The 17,970-nt window shown below is 50.2% G+C and carries 17 protein-coding genes and 1 tRNA gene; 3 read left to right on the forward strand and 15 right to left on the reverse strand.

Annotated elements, in window-relative coordinates:
- Positions 1 to 16 precede the first annotated feature (16 nt).
- From ABD806_RS04150 to ABD806_RS04195, 11 genes are all read right to left on the reverse strand, one after another.
- Positions 17 to 334: a transposase gene (locus ABD806_RS04150; RefSeq protein WP_344955003.1), complete on the reverse strand. Its 318-nt coding sequence runs from the start codon at positions 332 to 334 to the stop codon at positions 17 to 19.
- A 113-nt stretch (positions 335 to 447) separates the two neighbouring features.
- Positions 448 to 741, reverse strand: coding sequence for a chitin-binding domain-containing protein (locus ABD806_RS18010; RefSeq protein ID WP_425583067.1), 294 nt, complete (start codon positions 739 to 741; stop codon positions 448 to 450).
- Positions 742 to 901: 160 nt separating this feature from the next.
- Positions 902 to 1,420 (reverse strand): DUF2441 domain-containing protein, encoded by a 519-nt coding sequence (locus ABD806_RS04155; RefSeq protein WP_344955005.1) that lies wholly within the window; start codon positions 1,418 to 1,420, stop codon positions 902 to 904.
- 119 nt (positions 1,421 to 1,539) lie between these two features.
- The gene (locus tag ABD806_RS04160; protein WP_344955007.1) at positions 1,540 to 1,866 is read right to left on the reverse strand and encodes a low molecular weight protein tyrosine phosphatase family protein; all 327 of its coding nucleotides are present in this window, start codon (positions 1,864 to 1,866) and stop codon (positions 1,540 to 1,542) included.
- Between the two features lie 72 nt (positions 1,867 to 1,938).
- Positions 1,939 to 2,982 (reverse strand): hypothetical protein, encoded by a 1,044-nt coding sequence (locus ABD806_RS04165; RefSeq protein ID WP_344955009.1) that lies wholly within the window; start codon positions 2,980 to 2,982, stop codon positions 1,939 to 1,941.
- A gap of 95 nt (positions 2,983 to 3,077) precedes the next feature.
- Positions 3,078 to 6,185 (reverse strand): DEAD/DEAH box helicase, encoded by a 3,108-nt coding sequence (locus tag ABD806_RS04170; protein ID WP_344955011.1) that lies wholly within the window; start codon positions 6,183 to 6,185, stop codon positions 3,078 to 3,080.
- Positions 6,175 to 6,990, reverse strand: coding sequence for a Hachiman antiphage defense system protein HamA (locus ABD806_RS04175; protein ID WP_344955014.1), 816 nt, complete (start codon positions 6,988 to 6,990; stop codon positions 6,175 to 6,177). Before ABD806_RS04175 ends, ABD806_RS04170 begins: the two co-directional genes overlap by 11 nt.
- A gap of 147 nt (positions 6,991 to 7,137) precedes the next feature.
- Positions 7,138 to 7,662, reverse strand: coding sequence for a DUF6988 family protein (locus ABD806_RS04180; protein WP_344955015.1), 525 nt, complete (start codon positions 7,660 to 7,662; stop codon positions 7,138 to 7,140).
- A gap of 216 nt (positions 7,663 to 7,878) precedes the next feature.
- Entirely contained in the window at positions 7,879 to 8,298 is a 420-nt protein-coding gene (locus ABD806_RS04185; protein WP_344955017.1) for a hypothetical protein, read from the reverse strand.
- A gap of 140 nt (positions 8,299 to 8,438) precedes the next feature.
- Positions 8,439 to 9,440, reverse strand: coding sequence for a DUF4917 family protein (locus tag ABD806_RS04190; protein WP_344955019.1), 1,002 nt, complete (start codon positions 9,438 to 9,440; stop codon positions 8,439 to 8,441).
- Positions 9,441 to 10,740: 1,300 nt separating this feature from the next.
- Positions 10,741 to 10,828, reverse strand: a tRNA-Ser gene (locus ABD806_RS04195).
- 356 nt (positions 10,829 to 11,184) lie between these two features.
- On the opposite strand from ABD806_RS04195, the gene rnt reads away from it, so the two are divergent.
- The gene (gene rnt / locus ABD806_RS04200; RefSeq protein ID WP_344955021.1) at positions 11,185 to 11,844 is read left to right on the forward strand and encodes a ribonuclease T; all 660 of its coding nucleotides are present in this window, start codon (positions 11,185 to 11,187) and stop codon (positions 11,842 to 11,844) included.
- Between the two features lie 31 nt (positions 11,845 to 11,875).
- Here rnt and ABD806_RS04205 read toward each other — a convergent pair whose 3' ends face one another.
- Together ABD806_RS04205 and modF are read right to left on the reverse strand one after the other, a co-directional pair.
- A complete protein-coding gene (locus ABD806_RS04205) occupies positions 11,876 to 12,526 on the reverse strand; it encodes a cupin domain-containing protein (RefSeq protein ID WP_344955023.1) in 651 nt (216 codons plus the stop codon).
- 66 nt (positions 12,527 to 12,592) lie between these two features.
- Positions 12,593 to 14,068 (reverse strand): molybdate ABC transporter ATP-binding protein ModF, encoded by a 1,476-nt coding sequence (modF, locus tag ABD806_RS04210; protein ID WP_344955025.1) that lies wholly within the window; start codon positions 14,066 to 14,068, stop codon positions 12,593 to 12,595.
- 178 nt (positions 14,069 to 14,246) lie between these two features.
- On the opposite strand from modF, the gene ABD806_RS04215 reads away from it, so the two are divergent.
- Entirely contained in the window at positions 14,247 to 14,492 is a 246-nt protein-coding gene (locus ABD806_RS04215; RefSeq protein ID WP_344955027.1) for a TIGR02647 family protein, read from the forward strand.
- A 63-nt stretch (positions 14,493 to 14,555) separates the two neighbouring features.
- On the opposite strand, the gene ABD806_RS04220 is transcribed toward ABD806_RS04215, so the two are convergent.
- Positions 14,556 to 15,161 carry a peroxiredoxin gene (locus ABD806_RS04220; protein WP_344955029.1) on the reverse strand — a complete coding sequence of 202 codons (606 nt, stop codon included), beginning with the start codon at positions 15,159 to 15,161 and terminating at the stop codon, positions 14,556 to 14,558.
- Positions 15,162 to 15,405: 244 nt separating this feature from the next.
- Here ABD806_RS04220 and ABD806_RS04225 point away from each other — a divergent pair, with 244 nt between their 5' ends.
- The gene (locus ABD806_RS04225; RefSeq protein ID WP_344955031.1) at positions 15,406 to 16,728 is read left to right on the forward strand and encodes a Na+/H+ antiporter family protein; all 1,323 of its coding nucleotides are present in this window, start codon (positions 15,406 to 15,408) and stop codon (positions 16,726 to 16,728) included.
- A 248-nt stretch (positions 16,729 to 16,976) separates the two neighbouring features.
- On the opposite strand, the gene ABD806_RS04230 is transcribed toward ABD806_RS04225, so the two are convergent.
- Positions 16,977 to 17,879: a LysR family transcriptional regulator gene (locus ABD806_RS04230; protein ID WP_344955033.1), complete on the reverse strand. Its 903-nt coding sequence runs from the start codon at positions 17,877 to 17,879 to the stop codon at positions 16,977 to 16,979.
- Positions 17,880 to 17,970 lie beyond the last annotated feature (91 nt).

Raw genomic sequence — 17,970 nt, forward strand, 5'->3', positions numbered from 1 at the left:
ACTAATTTTAATTATTTCACATTGTCGGGCTCACGATTTTGCTATGAGCCGTGATGAAAGGCAGCCCATGGAATCGATGGTGACCGGCAAGCCGCGCTCTCGTAAGAGTTTCTTTCATGGGCTGCAACAAACAGCTCTGTGAACTCACTCCATGCATCACGACTTTCCCTTTCCGATACTCTTTGCGCCACCGCGACAGCATAAAGGGATGGGTGTCCAGCGCCTCGGCTACCTCCTTCACACTCTGGTGCTCTTCATGGCTCCAGAGGGCAGCTTTTATATTGAAGTCGTTGCTGTACTGCTGGGTTCGTTTTCCTGTTTTGTAAGCTGGCATGGTCCACCTCTCTGCATTATCGAGGTGTGTCCGTTAAGCGGGTGAGGTCCATGTCCCAGTGCCTGCGTTTGTTAGGAGAGATGCACATTTCCGAACCTTAAAAACTGCGATGGCTACCTTGATAAAGGCAGAGGCTCCGAAATCTTGTCGTCGCACTTCGCGAGATGAGGGTAATCGCAGTATCCCCACGGCCGATCATCCTCGACATAATGTAAACCGGTGGGACATGGCATTACTTTGGCCTTGCCGGCTAAATCACAAGCTATGTATGTACTGCAATCACCATTGGGATTGGCGTAATTCGCATTCAATTCTCGCCCCTCACAGAACTCTTCCTCTGTGCCCATGACCGTTCCGCTGTATAAAACAGAGAAAACCAGAAATACATGAAGAATTGATTTATTCATTATTCCCTTCCAGTTAGTTGAACATAACAGAAATGACGAAACATGCCGCAAACTAATAGCCTAACGCCGCATTAAGGTGTGAGCTACGCTTGGCTATACTTGAGCGAAGCGAAACCGCCAAGCGTTGCGAATCACTCTTAAATGCTTTGTTATGTGTTTATTACCCCACTTGGTCACCGATAATAACAGGTAGCTCAAGCAGAATTTCCCAGAAACTTTCGGGAATAGGTCCTTGATTTCCATTCCAGTATTCATCTGCAAAGTATGAACAGACAAGTGAAGTTTGATTGTTATCTAAGAGCACCATATTTCCTTTAAAGTATGGTTTTTCAGAAAGCACTTCAAAGATCCTGTCACTTGGTTGACCGAATCTATCACGAAAGGCCATGGCTTCATCTATAGATTCGCAAGCAAAAGAACACTCAAATCTAGATTTAATTTCTGGGAAGTGCGCTCTTCTGACGTATTCAAATAATAATTCTATCGCTGAGCTAGAGATTTGCCCATGACTACCATTTTTTAGAAGGTAGTTTTCGCCGTGAGCTGACACTCCATTTGGAAAGAGTTCATCCACGTGCGACTGTAATACTTCAGGACTAACATCATCATATTTGGTGATATCAATTACGGTACCACTAGACAGAGTTCCAAGCCTATCCACCGTATAAAATTTCTTCATCTATACCTCAAAACTATGAAAAACACATAACGCAAAGCTTAGCGGCGAGCGGATGCGAGTCCACAGCCTACCGCGAAGCGGTGTATTTAAGGCTGTATTGCTACAGCGTATTGTTACTTTTAACCAAGCCTCAAGTGTTTAGTTACTTTGCTTTTTAGTAGCCTAACTAAATCAGGGTCCATTCGTTCGTAGTTATCCGGTATATCTAGGCAAACTAGCTTCTTACCCTTTAACAAATCTTTTAATTTCTTAGAGACCTTGTTGCGATGCGTTTTTTCCATAACAAAAATTATGTTTGCCCATTCAATAAGATCACCACTAACAGGAGTTTCCGCATCTGAATTTGTACCACAACCTATAGCGTTGATATTTTCAAATGTACTAAAGACTTCCTCTCCGGTAGGTGATCGAAGTCTATTTTCACTACATACGAACAGTAAGTTCAAAGATAATCCTTTCTACTAAAAGTAACGCCAAAAGCATGGGCGCGGCTTTTTTGCGCCCAATGCCTTTTCTTGTTATACGCTTCCACTGTATTTAGTGATTTGTAATTGGTTAAGTAACCTTCTTCGAGGCTCCCCAAATCGCTCGGACATCAACCTAATATATGCGCTCATACCCTTTACTTCCTCATTGTCATTATAACCAGGCCAAAAGAATGGAACCGATTTATTGTTTAGACTCTCGATGAACATAATATGAGTTAGAGCTAAAAAGATTCTTACAAAATTCGCAGGATTATTAAAGTCATTTTTTAGCATATGAACAATAATATGGCGATTAAAACCATCAGTATTATCTGAACTTGGCTTATATAGGACTTCTGAAAAAAACAATTTAAAGGAATTAATGACATCAGACTGTGGGCAAATATGTGTAAAAAAGTCTATCTCTACGTCTGTATTGTAGGACTTTCCGGGATACCAAGCATAGCTATCTACTTTTCGCCTTCCCCAATTAAGAGTTAAATCCCTTAAGCCGTTTTCGAATTCTTTGGAGCTAACATTGTTTGGACTTGTTCCTAGAACCGAAGTTTGGATGTTTCTTAACCCAGCCTCGAAAATAGGCATCAAGGATAGGATCGCGATATGATCCATTCCAATATAGTATGCTTCAATAGCTTCAAATATTATTGTCTTATACTCTTTGAAGCTCTCACTCACTGAAAAGTATTTATTGAAATAAGTAAGTGCAACTTCAATTGAAAAAATACTATGCAACCACTCATCAGAAGCAGCTTTTGGATTTTCTTTTTTATTTATCTCAAAGATGTCATTCGTGACTTGACCTTCACCAATATATAAAGGTACGGGTATTGCTAAATCTAGCATCCTCTTTTGCGTAAAAGTTACTCTCCCCCATTTCTTATTGTAATAGTCAATGCTTCTCTCTGTTACGAAGCAAACCCCTTCGTCAGTAACAATTTCAAATCCAGGTTTACCAATATCTTTACTGGTAACTTCGACGGAAATATTTTCATCCTTTGCGAAAATTGAGGCTATTAACTCTTCCGTAACTTTAGGAAGTTTGGAAATTTTTTTAAGTGTTTTCTCATACTTCATTGATGAACCCGATTTGCGTATAACGCCGCGCTCTGCGGCAAATTTGGAGCGCAGCGGAAAATTTGTCCGATAGCAGCGCTTTGTTACACGGCAACTTAACCACTAAAATACGATGGGAACTCGCTAATACACTCACTTACAACCTGATGGTAGGTCCTTAATATATCGGAATCAAACACATCAGAATCAACTCCTTGACCATTAAGAACAGAACCAAGGCGCTTGCAAACCTCTCTATCAACATAGCCCTGAGAATAGAGCCACATTTCAAGGCTATTTGACAGCCCAAGTTTTAAACGTGTTTGCAAGCTCCTAAGAAGCTCCAATACATCGTCGCCCAATCCTTTACCCTCAGCCACATCAGCTATTGCCCCGACATACAACATAGAATCAAAAGAGAGTGCACCGTCAGCCAATTCTACTACGTGGTCCATTTTAATAGCTCTTTGCTGCGACCCTGCTTGATAATAAACGCCTGATTGAACCAAGTGACCATGCAGATCCTCGTAGCTAGTTCCTGAAATCCATAATTTTGCAAATTCTAATATTACGTATTCAGGCTTTATTTTGATAAACATCTTGTTGTTATTGAGCTGAGATAGCAAAGGCCAGCAAATCAAAAGAAGTTCATCTGAGCTTTGAGCTTGTGCTATTTCACCCCAATTTTCATCAAGCCAATTTTCGATTAAGAATAGATTTTTCAACCCCAGTAATGATTTTCCGAAGAATGCTATTTTCTCTTCGGGCACGGAAAGAACTCTACCTGCGATAAGTGAAAAAGCCGCCCGTAGCTGTTGTTTCTGATCTTCGTCTGACAAAAAATAAGCCAATGTTCCCCGGGCCAACTCATCAAAGAACGTTTGAGGCGCACCTGGATTGTCTTTCAAATAGGACAAAAAATAGCTTTCTATTGCTTCGATTAAAGCTTCTTTATAATCCATCTGATCCAGTAGCGAACTGATATCAATAGCGTTTTGATTTCCTGCATCTATACAGCTTTGTCTATAGCCGGCGGGATTTGCGATGAACTGGATAACATCAACATTAAGTTCTGCAAAATCAAAAGGCGAGATCAAGTCCAACAGGCTACTAGCGCAGTCCTCCGCATTAGTAAAATCGAGCAAATGCATCGCTCTTTGCCATCGCCAGCTTTCACGAAAATCATTGCGCTTATCAAAAACATCCGTGTCCGCAAAAATGACACTTCCTTCGGTATGGTATCCAGCTCTGCCTGCTCGCCCGATGAGATTGTGGAAGTCTCGCGTGGTGATTTCTTGTCCTGCTTGAAATGTACTTGAAACAACTAAATACCTAATTGGAAGATTCACACCCTGGGCAAGGGTTGAGGTACATACTACCAACACTGATTTATTGGATTCCATTGCCCACTCTACAGAAACACGGATACCATTCGGAATGTTGGAACTATGCGGCAATATTCCAAAGGAAATCGAACGAGTAAATATAAACTCATCTCCAAAATGCAAACTAGAAAGGTACGCAATTTTTTCCAATTCGCGTTGATCGCTAGAAATGCTCGGGGGTGGTAAAGTAAGCCCTCTATCGTAGTAATCAACTAAAAGCTCGCATATAGATGTGACAGTACTCTTTACACCGCAGAAGATAGCAACAGGTCCTTGATGGCATAATTTAACCCCTAAATAAGCTGCGACGCTGGAATTATCGTTTTTTGCAGGAAAAAGACGAGCGTTCCTCTCTCGACCTCTCGTTCCAAGGTTTACTTGCTCAATCACTCTAGGAACGAAAAAATCTCTATCTGCTTCACGATCTTGATCGATGTATTGAAGTTGACCCATTGCGGTTTGCCAGCTTGCGAAGGCTGTACTTCGTACAGTTGGTAAACATCCTGCTCCTTGAATCTCAATACCGGCCTCTCCATTAAGCCATTCACCAATAGAGTTTGCGTTAGCCATTACTGCGGAGATCAAAACCTTCTGGACGTCATCGCCTACGCGGGACTTGAGGTAGGCCATTAATAACTCGTATGTGACGCCTCTCCTTCCAGTGTCAAACTGATGCCCTTCATCAAAAATAAGCAAGCCAATTGAGTCAGCTAAAGCAGGTTCATGCCTCAGAAGATAAACAAGTTTCTCCGGTGTGGTAACAACAATAGACTTGGTCGCTATTCCATCCTGAGTGGCTTCTCCTATTAAAAATCTTATGAGATCGTCGTCACTATCGGAAATATCCAGAACATCTTGTAATTCATTGATATTTACTTCCTCACCCTCGAACGCCTGCTGAAATGTAGCCGTAATCTCCCTGCATAAGGCTCTAAATGGCGCGACAATTACGGCAACGTCAGAGCGCCCAGACAAAAACGAGCTTCTAATTATTAATTCTGTAGATTTTGTCTTTCCTGCACTCGTGGGCATTTGCACAACAGCAGATACACCAGAAAAAACTCCTTGCTCGCCTAGTAACCTCTGAGCAGGCCAAAACTCTTGCACAAATGTCGGCTTAATAATTACACCAACCCATTGTGTTATTGGAATTTTCGTATATTTCGGCAAACAGACTATTGGCGAGTTTTCTAGTTTTCGTAGCAAGATAGAAGAAATAATGTCGGCAAATAGAAGCTCTCTATCCGAACCTTTCTCGTACACTTCATCCCTCAAGGCCTGTATTTTCTGTTTAAAGCTCTGGGCATCAAGTGTTAAATCAAAGAAACTACGAGTGGCGTAGCCGACATCATCTATTGCCCGAGTTAAATAGGTTTCTTTAACGCGATACCAACCCTCTTCGAAGTTAGACTTCAATATCCATATCAGAATTCCCTCAAGATTAGTATCAGTGAGCAGTTCTGTCTTATAGACCAAACTTTTGGCCAGAACGATGGAGCTACCGGGCATGTTCGCTAAATAGTAAGCCGCCGAACCTATAATCTTTAGATAAATAGTCATCTCATCAGCCAGATGAGACTGAATCAAAGCATCAAAATATTGCCCAACTGAGATTAGCTCAGACTTTAGCTCTTCATGCTCATCAGTCTCTTCAACCTGCTGTTCTCCACGAGCTTCGAGAGCTGACAGGTCGCCCAATATCCCTATAGTCGTAATCAATAATTTACGTGGGTCGACAGGTAGCTCTATATGAGATGCTTCATCAATAGCAAATTCATACATCTTTGCTTTCGACTTTGTAATTGCCAGCATTTTCTTTGAGGACGACTCAAGCTTCATTTGCTGCCCTCTCGTATAGAGCATGGACCAAAGACATCAATACAGGGCCTCTAATCACTATCATCTCCAAGTACGCTGGGGATGAATGCTCATTAGTTGAAGCTTCAGCTAAGGTTTCGACGCAACATGAACTATCAGTTAAAATCGCTGCGGCCCCAAATTTTGTTTTATATGGGTGATCAACATTCTTTTGGAATCTTGAGATGATGCCCATTCCAGCTAAATCTCTCTGATCATACAGCCTTTGCTTTGCACCGTTTAATGACTCCGCAAGTCTAGCCTCATCCTTTGAACTGTCGTCAATTGCGGTTTGCAAAGTGTTTTTGACATTGTTCTCAGAAAGACGAGCCTTGACCTCGTATATTAATAATTCGTCTTTTCTGGAGGGGATTTTATTCTTTTGCTTAAAACCCAAAACATCTGAACCCTTGGATGACTCATTACCAATTATTTTCCGGTCGTAGCGAGTTCTTGGAACATAGTAATCATGGAGAAACATCAAATAGTCAGCGACCAAAATTTCAGCAAAATCTCCAGAACGGATACTTGGTCCAGGGCTTTTAGTTTTATGCGGAAACTTTAGATTTAACAAATAGTCTTTTTTTGTCTGCCCTTCAGGTTTGAGTATCTCTATTTCATCATCACTGCAATAGTGATTCCTGAAATGCCTTGCCCAGTTTGACATGACCTCTTCATTGGCTACATCGTAAGCGAACTCATATACAGGGACGTTCTCACCTGTTGAAATAGCGATTACTTCACCAGTATCGTGAAGCCACTGAATATGTTCTTTAGTCCATGGCATTTGCAGTATACCGAGCCCTTCTATGTTTAATTATTCGTGTTGACCAGAGTGCCAATCTCGACAGGTGCCGTGTAACGCCAGCCAGCATGCGCGGCTACGGAATGGAGGCAAAGCCGCAATGGAGTAGACGTCGCGTGCCTGGCCTTGTTATGAGTTTTGCGGTTTGGCACTAGGTAGGCAGTCCGCAAACTCAGTTTGAATTTTGGGTATTTTGCCTCGCTGCTCACCGCCACCATGCAGTATGACCAATAGCATTCCCGCCATTACAGAAACCCCGTTTGAAGCGCGAAGCATCTGTTCCAATAACGGAGCTGGGTATCCCTTGCTGTGACGATGAATTGCATGAATGCCACCATGAACATATGAACTAAGGGGCTTCCAAGAATACTCTTTGAATTCCATCAGCATATCTACAGGTTCCTGTGGAGCTTTACCCTGCAGCTTCTCAAGCATTTCGCTGAGCATTGGCAGCTTGTTTGCTGTATTCGCTGATTCTTGGGTTAGCTCACTAGTTAATTTCGAAACTGCGATTTCTGAGGCCGCATAAAGCAACCACATAGCTCTGACCAGAGCCTCATACTGAAGACGGACAATTCCCGTAGCAGAGGTCAAATTACCGAGCGAAATTAGCACTTTTGCACTTTCAGCATGTTCAAAGGCAATACTACACATGACCCTACTTGCCCTGACTCTCTCCGAGTCATCGAACGGGGCAAGTCCCAGAAGCGCCGAGAGCTCGCTTTCTAGTTCAGCGGAACGTGACAGAAGGCTATTGATCACTGGTATCCTCTTTACTCATAACGCCCGCCACAACGGCGCGAGTTTACGAGCGTCCGGCAGCCGCAGGCTGCAAATTGTTGGCGTTTGTTAGAAATTTATATTGCTTCATTAGCATTTTAATTGGTATCGATACATGTTTTTCTCTGTATCAATGTGATAAAGCCAAATAAAGCATTCGGTATCACCTACTGCAAGATTATCCCCTCTTTTTAGGTATCTCCGTTTACCCCCTAGCAGAACATATGTGCCATGTGAACGATAATCACTCTCTACTGCAAATGTTATCTCGTGACGCGTCAACAATGCTGTCCCTCCAATACCTCGAATAAATTCAGAGTTTTCTGGTATAATTTCCAGCTCCGAAGGAACAACATCATAACCTTTCGGTGCAATTAGTTTTGCGCCATACAACTGAAAGTTTATCGTCAACTGATTAGGAGGCAGGAAGCCCAGCAGAGTAACTGCTACGCCAATTACTGCAGCTATAGCACCAAGCATGGTAAAAAATGGTTCCAATGACTTTAACATATTCACCTTGTTACTTCGTGATTTCTAACGCCTTGCTAAGGTGCGGCTAACTGCCACAGAAACTGAGCAAAGCCACCGTAATCACTAAACCCAACCGAACCAAAAATGCCAAAGGTTAGCCGTCACTCTTAAGCAATTTGTTAAGTGGCGATGTTCCACGCACCCGGACTTAAGCAATTAAAAAATACGACTTTGACCTCTTTACCTACGTGATCTTTAATCATTTGTGCAACTCTAGTGCAATACGCTTGATCACCACCAAATACTGAAACAGCTATTTTTTCCACCTTAGAATTAGCTAAACGTGTAAGAATATGTGCATCATGCTCGCCAAAGCCCCAGCCATAAATAGTTAGATTCTTTCCTACTCTGGGAATAACTTCTCGATAAACAGTGTTCAAGTAGTGACTATTTTGAATTGCATTAACTTTTTGCTTTGATGTACCCTCGCTGACAAATAGAGGGATATAGTCTCCTGTTTCCCAATCTCTGAGTATTGATCGAAGTAAATCACCACCACGGGCTTCTAGCTTTTTCTCTTGTTCTACAACGTCACGGGCGAGAACCAAACTACCATGAGGGTAAAAAACTAATGTGGTTTTTCGATCCCAAATACTGATCGACTCTCGAAATCGCTTCCAATCTTCGTCAAATTCACCACGTAGAAAACAGTCTTTGAAGCTATGACCATTATATTCTCGGTTCGCATACATAATGACCCAATACAAAGATAGGTCATAGTTTAAAGATAGAACCGTTTTAAACGGTTTTAGAAAACTCGCTATGTTAGCTAATTGATCTTCTACTTCGTAGTATTCAGGGTGAATGCTACGTACAGCCTCAATTAAACAATGCCTAACGTGTTCGTACGCACTCTTTGTAGCATTATCTTTGATATCAAGAGCCAAATTTACTCGATTGGCTTGCCATACCAGACGTAGAACAAGCTCAAAGTCGTCCGTATCAAAGTGGTCGAATAATTTCTGTACATTTTCTACGAGTAACCCGTTATCTACAGCATGCTCTTTAAGCGAGGGATAAGAAAAGCTTGAATTGATACCAATTGAAGCGCCATTACCTAGTAGAATTGAACCATCAAAATCGTCAGAGATGTCAGCCCATTCTTTAATTTTATATGCCATAGTTTATAATTTTCTCCTAGCCACTTAACGCCTGCGATAAGGGGCGACAACGGTTACCGCCCGAGCTCAACCAGAGTGCCATAAACACCGAAGCCAAACCAAAACAAAATCGCCGTGCGTTAGGCGTCCCTCTTAATTGCTTTGTTATGAAACTTAAATTAAACCAATGGTTTGTGCAATGTGCACAAACTGACTTTAACAATGAGTTCACCATATCACAGACGACTCACTGAACACCGAAAGCCCCAAAACAAGGGCGTTCCAAAGGACTAACCGGACTGCTAATAGCCGAGCGTCGGTGAGTTGTTGCACTTAGGTACAACGGCTTATTAGCAATACCACCCTACTCGTTCAGCCCGCAAAAACAGAACTTTCAATTAGCTAAAATAAAGCGCATTTCAGCGACAATGTTAGGATCAAAGACTGAACTTTAAAAAGGTTTCATAACATTTTAATACTGCGCATGCGCATTTACACTTTTATATCCATTCGACAATAGCAAGATAATATTATGATTTAAATGACTATTTTTAACTTACAAGCCATTCTCACCCGATAAAATCGAGCATGCGCATATTGGTGCTTGGCTATGCGCAGAATCCACGAGCAGTCATCCACTAACGCCTTAATAATAAAAGTAATTTTCAAATATAACCGCTCATAAACGCGCATCTCCCGGCATCAATCTGAGCATCTAAACTGAACGACTCCAAATATACTGTATACTTTTTCAGCACCAGGCCATGATGTGCCATGCTGGAAGATCAGCCATGGGCAGTGGTCCTTTCTCAACCTGGCTCGGCAAAATACGGTATCTCGTGGATACAATTTTCGTCCCGGGAACACATGCCTGCATGCGGACTAAGCGCTACATCCGTTGTCACCATTTAACGCATCTGGAAATGGGAGCGGCAGAATAAACGGCTCGGCGGCCATGCCTTTCGTCATCCTTTGCCACTCTCCGGCGGAAAAATGCTGCCGATATTCGCACCATACAGGAACTGCCGAGCCACGATGATGCGCACACCGCCGGTCCGTTGAACACGCTACCGCCCCGACGTTTCAGGCCGCCACTCCCTACCACTACCATGTCCAAATGAATTCTATATTGGCGTTTAGGTGGAAGCATGGCAATTGCAAAAATGGTAAAAAGGAAGGCAAAACGCAAAAATAATGCCTTGCTGTAGAGATGGGATAAAAAAGAGACTGGGGCTGTGGTGGCGAACGGGCCGGTTTACATTGAAAGACGGATGACATACGAAAAAAAACCCGCTGACAAGTCAGCGGGTTTTTCTAAATCTGGCGGTGAAGGAGGGATTCGAACCCTCGATACGTTGCCGTATACACACTTTCCAGGCGTGCTCCTTCAGCCACTCGGACACCTCACCAAATTTTGTTTCGGTATGTTTTGCGGTGCTACCTTCACCGTCTTGCTGACTTCGGGTCTTTGTCCTCGGGCTGACGCAGCACGCTACGTGACTAACACCCGGCTCCGCCTCTTGGCAGCCACTCGGACACCTCACCAAATTTTGTTTTGCTGCCGGTCCGTAACCGTCCTCAGCGAGCGGGACGTATAGTAGAAAAGTCGCGGGTTCGGCGCAACGACTTTTTGCGTATCTGCGACCGTTTGGCCAATAATACGCCACTCATGGCGGTGAAGGGGCCGGCCGGCCTGTTTGCGGGGCGACCTTTTTCAGCGGCTCTGGCATAATAGCCGGCCGATTCAGGTTAACGTCAGGGTACTATGGCTGAGATAACAGCACAAACACGGCTTAATGAACGCTTCCGGGGCTATTACCCCGTGGTGATCGATGTGGAAACCGGCGGCTTTAACGCTCAGACCGATGCCTTGCTGGAGATTGCCGCCGTCACCTTGAAAATGGATAAGGATGGCTGGTTGCTCCCGGATCAGACCTTCCATTTTCATGTCTCGCCGTTCGAAGGTGCCAACCTGGAGCCGGCCGCCCTCGCCTTTACCGGCATAGATCCGTTCAGCGCCCTGCGCGGGGCCGTTACCGAAGAAGAAGCGCTGACCCAGATCTTCAAGGGAGTGCGCAAGGGGCTCAAGGCCGCCGGCTGCCAGCGGGCCATCGTGGTCGCCCATAATGCCTCTTTCGATCACGGCTTTGTGATGGCCGCCGCCGAACGGGCCGAGATCAAGCGCAACCCCTTCCATCCCTTCGCCACCTTCGACACCGCCACCCTGGCTGGGCTCGCCCTGGGCCAGACGGTGCTGGCCAAGGCCTGCAAGACGGCGGGGCTCGATTTTAACAATAAAGAAGCCCACAGCGCCCTCTACGACACCTGCAAAACCGCCGAGCTGTTCTGCACCATCGTCAACCGCTGGAAGGCACTGGGTGGCTGGCCGCTGCCGCCGGACGAGAGCAACTTCCCGATCGGCTAGGCCGGTGGGCTCCGTAACCGGGGAGCATGGCTTAATCGCGGGCCGGTGCCAGATGTCCGGTACGCACCCATAACCGGGTGCCCGGAGCGGCGGTCAGTGCCGGTTCGGCCCCCGGCGGGAAACGCAGCCAGCTCAGGGCCGCCAGGCCCCTTTGTCCTTCTTTCAGCTCGCCCGCGAGCACCAGCAGTTCCAGGCCGCGCCGATAGCAACAGGGCGGGAAACGACCGCCGTCCGGAAAGTCCAGCACGCTGGTTACCTCCCCCTCATGCCTGTGCAGTGGCAGCCGCCGGTAGCCATGCTCACCGATGACCCACTGGCCGTCCCGCTCTGTCATCACCAGGGTGCCGGTATCCTCCGCCGCGAACTGGTTGAGCTTGACGAAGATCACGCAGCCATCCCGGCTGAAGGAGCTGTGCCGGCTTTGGGGCGGGTGGCGTACATAGCTGCCGGCGGCATAGTCGCCGTTTTCATCGGAAAACGTCCCCTCCAGCACCCAGAACTCTTCTCCCAGTGGATGGTTATGGGCGGGAAATTGCGCCCCCGGCTCGAAACGCACCAGGCTGGTCACATGGCCGCTCTCGGCCTGCTCCCGCTCCAGGGGATAACGCCAGACGCCGGCGGCGGGGGATGCCTGCCAGCGATCGGAGTCATAGGGGAGTAACAGTGTTTGCGAAAAGTCCATGTTGAGCATCGGTTAATGTCCCGACAGCCAAGGAGACCCTCATAGTCACCCTCCCCTCAGGCGAGGTCAAGCCCCTTTCAACGATGTCGTCTGATAGACGAAGCCGTCCCCGCTGGCGACAAAGCTGAGCCGATGGCTGATGCAGGCCGGGGCGTCCTGCTGATGGTGCGACACAAACAGCAACTGGGTCTGGCCTTCGGCCACCAACAGGTCTATCCAGCGCTTGACCCAGTGCCGGTTGAGGGTATCCAGGCCCTGCAGCGGCTCATCCAGGATCAGCACCGGCGGGTGCTTGACCATGGCCCGGGCGATCAGCAGCAGCCGCTGCTGACCGTAAGACAGGCTGCGGAACGGCACATCCGCCTGCTCGCTCAGGCCCAGCAGCGCCAGCCATTCCCGGGTCAGGGCCAGCTGCCGCTCGCCGGGTTGCTGATAGACGCCGACGGAGTCAAAAAAGCCCGACAGGATCACCGAGCGAGGGGTGGCGGTCACCCGGTATTCCAGCTGCATGCTGGCACTGACGTAGCCGATATGCTGCTTGATGTCCCAGATGCTCTCGCCGCTGCCCCGGCGGTGGCCAAACAGGGTCAGATCATTGCTGTAGCCCTGGGGATGATCGCCGGTCACCAGGCTGAGCAGGGTCGACTTGCCGGCGCCGTTGGGGCCGACTATCTGCCAGTGCTCGCCCGGGTTCACCTGCCAGTTCAGGCCATTCAGGATCTGCTTGTCGCCATAGCGGATGCGGATATCGCGCATCACGACCCGGGGCGTCACCCCGTCCAGCTGGCGACGCTGTGCGTCCGGATCGGCCGCCGGCAGGGCCTGGGCGGCCTGTTCCCGGGCTTCCAGATGGGCCAGCTGGGCCATCAGTCCCGCCCGCTCCACCTCGGCCCGTTCGCCGCCGGCCACCAGCTCACAGTCGGCCAGGATGCCGAGCCGGTCGGCGCAGGGGGGAATTTCCTCGAAGCGGTTGAGGATCAACACCAGGCTCTGGCCCTGGGCCACCAGCTCGCCCAGCAAGCGGCTGAGGGCCGCGTGGGCATCGACGTCCAGGCCATCAAAGGGCTCATCCAGCACCAACAGGTCCGGCTGCCGCAACAGGGCCCGGCACAGCAGCACCTTGCGGGTTTCGCCGGTAGACAGGTATTTAAAGCCCCGTGACAGTAAGCCGGACAGGCCAAATCCGGCGGCCAGCCCGGGCAGGGCTGACGGATCACTGGCCCCTTCCAGCATAATCTCCTGAGCGGTGTGGCCCTGATCTTCATAATCGAGGTAATCGCTCTGATCTTCTTCCCGCTCCCGCTCCGCCAGCCGTTGCTGCTGTTCAAACGACACCCATTCAACCCGGCGGAACCGATTCTCCATCACCCCCGACACGCGGTGCAGCTCACCGGCCAGCACCTGGGCCAGGGCCGTCTTGCCGCTGCCGTTGGCACCGACAAAGGCCCAGCACTGGCCCGTTAGCAGGGCCAGCTCGGGGATCCTGAGTTGGCGTCGGTCGGTGATGGCGAATTGGGCGTCCCGGATGTTGATGCTGGCCATGGCTTGTGGTCCTTGAATGAGATGTAAATGGGCCATGATGGGTAAAGCCGGGAGCGGATGCAAGCCGTGAAAGCGACCCGTGTAACTCCGTTATTGTGAGCCAGCGCCCAGCTCCGCCCGGAAGAAGGCGTTAACGTCAGGGCTGGACTTAGTGACACCTGCGGGTTAAGGAAGACATATGGGTTATAACCAGGCGTTAGTCGATGAACTGAATCTGTTACTGCATTTTGACTTGGATACCACTCAGCAAGGTATCAAGGTGCACCATACGGCGGCGCCCTCCCAGATCGGCGCCGCCGAGCGGCTGCACCAGAAAGGGCTGATCACCCTGCACGATGGCGGCTATCTGACCGAGCTGGGGCGGGAAGCCGCCGAACATGCGCAAATCATGCTGGGACTGCTGAAGGAAACCACCTCGGCCTGACCCCGGCTTGGCGCATACAAAAATGCCGGCTTGCGCCGGCATTTTTAATTATTTCAGCCGTGATTACAGCTGTTCGGCGTTCTCGGCCAGGTACTTGGCCACGCCTTCGGTAGAGGCCTGCATGCCTTTCTTGCCTTTTTCCCACTGGGCCGGGCACACTTCGCCGTTGGTTTCGTGGAATTCCAGGGCGTCGACCATGCGCAGCATTTCGTCGATGTTACGACCCAGGGGCAGATCGTTGACCACCTGGTGACGGACCACGCCGTTCTTGTCGATCAGGAAAGAACCACGGAAGGCCACGCCGGCTTCCGGATGCTCAACGTCATAGGCCTGGCAGATTTCGTGCTTGACGTCGGCAACCAGCGGGTATTTCACCTGGCCGATACCGCCGTTTTCCACCTTGGTGTTGCGCCAGGCGTTGTGGCTGAACTGGGAGTCGATAGACACACCAATCACTTCCACGCCGCGCTTCTGGAATTCTTCGAAGCGATGATCGAAGGCGATCAGCTCGGACGGGCACACAAAGGTGAAGTCCAGCGGATAGAAGAACACCACGGCGGCTTTGCCCTTGGTGAATGCTTTCAGGTTGAAGTTTTCAACGATTTCGCCATTACCCAGTACGGCGGCAGCGGTAAAGTCAGGAGCCTGACGGCCTACCAATACGCTCATGTGTATCTCCTTGATTATCTGTGGGTGGTTTTTATCAAACCGGATTGTGTGCCTAAACAGTATATGGGCGCCCCGCACCAAACCCAAGGGAGCCGACCCCCTTCTTTACGCCGAATGGCGAGGAAGCATACAGGCACCAGGAACACCCCCTGACACATGAGGAAAAATAATACTCGACATACGGGTATTATTTTGCAAACTAGCGCCCCTTGTCCCCCTTCGCCAATCAAAAAAGGATAAGTCAATGAATCCTGTCGTTGTCGCCGTCTGCCTAATGCTGGCATTGAGCCTGCTGCGCATCAATGTGGTGGTCGCCCTCTCCCTCAGTGCCCTGGCCGGTGGCCTGGTGTCCGGCATGTCCCTGACCGAGGCGGTCAACACCTTTGCCGGCGGCCTCGGCGGCGGCGCCACCATCGCCCTCAGCTACGCCATGCTCGGCGCCTTCGCGGTCGCCATTGCCCGCTCCGGCATCACCGATCTGCTGGCCCAGAAGGTGATCAAGGCCCTGGGCCGAGATGCCGATGCCCGCCGGCTACTGTGGGTCAAGGCGCTGCTGATGTGCAGCATTCTGCTGGTGGCCGTCTCCTCCCAGAACCTGATCCCGGTGCATATCGCTTTTATTCCCATCCTGATCCCGCCCCTGCTGCATGTGATGGCCAAGCTGCGGCTGGATCGCCGGGCCCTGGCCTGCGTGCTGACCTTCGGGCTGACCGCCACCTATATGCTGCTGCCGGTGGGCTTCGGCGGTATCTTCCTCAACAATATCCTGCTGGCCAACCTGCTGGAAAACGGGGTACAGGCGGACAAGTCCATGCTGCCGATGGCCATGGCCATGCCGGTCGGCGGCATGTTCCTGGGATTGCTGGTGGCGGTATTCGTCAGCTACCGCAAGCCGCGCCACTATGATGAAGGCAAGATACTGGCGATCGAACCGGAACATATCACCATCAACTATGCCCATATCATGATCGCCGTGCTGGCCATCCTCATCGCCCTGGGCCTGCAGCTGTATAGCGACTCCATCATCCTGGGGGCCATGGCCGGCTTTATTATCTTTACCCTGGGCGGGGTCATTAAATACCAGGAAAGCCAGGACGCCTTTACCCAGGGGGTGAAGATGATGTCGCTGATCGGTTTCATCATGATTGCCGCCGCCGGTTTCGCCGCCGTGGTCAAGGCCACCGACGGCATCGGCACCCTGGTGCAGGCGGTGGAATCGCTGATCGGGGATAACAAATCCCTGGCCGCGCTGACGATGCTGCTGGTGGGCCTGCTGATCACCATGGGTATCGGCTCTTCTTTCTCCACCATTCCGATCATCGCGCCCATCTATGTGCCCCTGTGCATCGCCCTGGGCTTTTCGCCCCTGGCCACGGTGGCCATCATCGGCACCGCCGGTGCCCTGGGCGACGCCGGCTCGCCGGCCTCCGACTCCACCCTGGGGCCGACCTCGGGCCTGAACGCCGATGGCCAGCATGATCATATCTGGGATTCGGTCGTGCCCACCTTCCTGCACTACAACCTGCCGCTGATCGCCTTCGGCTGGCTGGCGGCGATCAGCCTGTAATTCGGGAGGTTCTGTCCTCTCCTCCTGGGGAGCGGCGATCCCGCCGTGATAAAAACCCGAGATAAGGTTCCCACGCAGAGCGTGGGAACCAGATACATGAATCTACTATCGGCCCGGGGTCGGGCCTTCCACAACTATCCCGCCATCCCCAATCCCTGTTCCCTGCTCCCTGATCACCGACAATCTACGTCACCGGCGGGAGTGAGCCCCTAATCCAGAGGTGCCGTCCTCTCCCCCTTTCCCGGAATTCAGATCAGCTCGCGGATCAGCTGTCTCAGCCATTGCAGCGCCGGTTGCCGGTCATGCAGCGGGTGCCAGACGCAGTTGAGGTGATAGGCGGGCGAGTCCGGCGGCAGGGCCACCATCCTCAAGGGCCAGGCGCCGGCCAGCAGCTCGGCCACCTTTTGCGGCAGCACCAGCAGGTGATCGGTCTGGCTGACGATGGCTGCCGCCGACATATAGCTCTGGCTGTTGACCGAGATGATGCGCCTGAGCCCCTGCCCCGCCAGCCAGGTATCGACGATCGACTCGCGGGTGCCCAGGGGCGAGTGGAACACATGGGGCAGGGTCGTCAGCTCGTCCAGCGACAGATGCGTGCCGACCGCATCATGATCCCGGCTGACCAGGCCCGCCAGCGGCTCGGTCAGCCAGGTTTCCTTCTGTAACCCGGCCGGCAGCTTCATATACTCATCGAAGCCCAGCACCAGATCCACCTCGCCATTGGCCAATCCTTCCTCCGGCAGCTTGTCGCGCAGTATATGGATCTCGATCCCCACCAGGGGCGCGGCCAGCTTCAACCGGCGGATCAGCGGCGGGATCAGCACGCATTCCACATAGTCGGTGGTGCTCAGCACAAACCGCCGGCGGGAAGTGGCGGGATCAAAGCGCGCCGGCCGGCTGAGTTGCTGCTCGAGCAGTTGCAGGGCCTGGTGCACCGCCAGGTGCAGCTCCAGTGCCCGGGCCGTGGGCACCATACCGGCCTGGCTGCGCACCAGCAAGGGATCGGCAAAAAACTGACGTAGCCGGTTCAACGCATGGCTCATGGCCGGTTGGCTGATAAACAGCTGCTCCGCCGCCCGGGTGACATTGCGCTGTGTCATCAGGGCGTCGAAGGCCAGCAGCAGGTTCAGATCGAGTTGATGCAGCTTCATGCATTATTCGCCATATGAATAATATAATTAATACTATTCATTTGCTGAATGGATTGCCAGCGCCCAGACTGGGACTGTCTGTTTATCAACG

It is taken from the genome of Zobellella aerophila (assembly GCF_039539325.1).
GTDB classification, from domain to species: Bacteria; Pseudomonadota; Gammaproteobacteria; order Enterobacterales; family Aeromonadaceae; genus Oceanimonas; species Oceanimonas aerophila.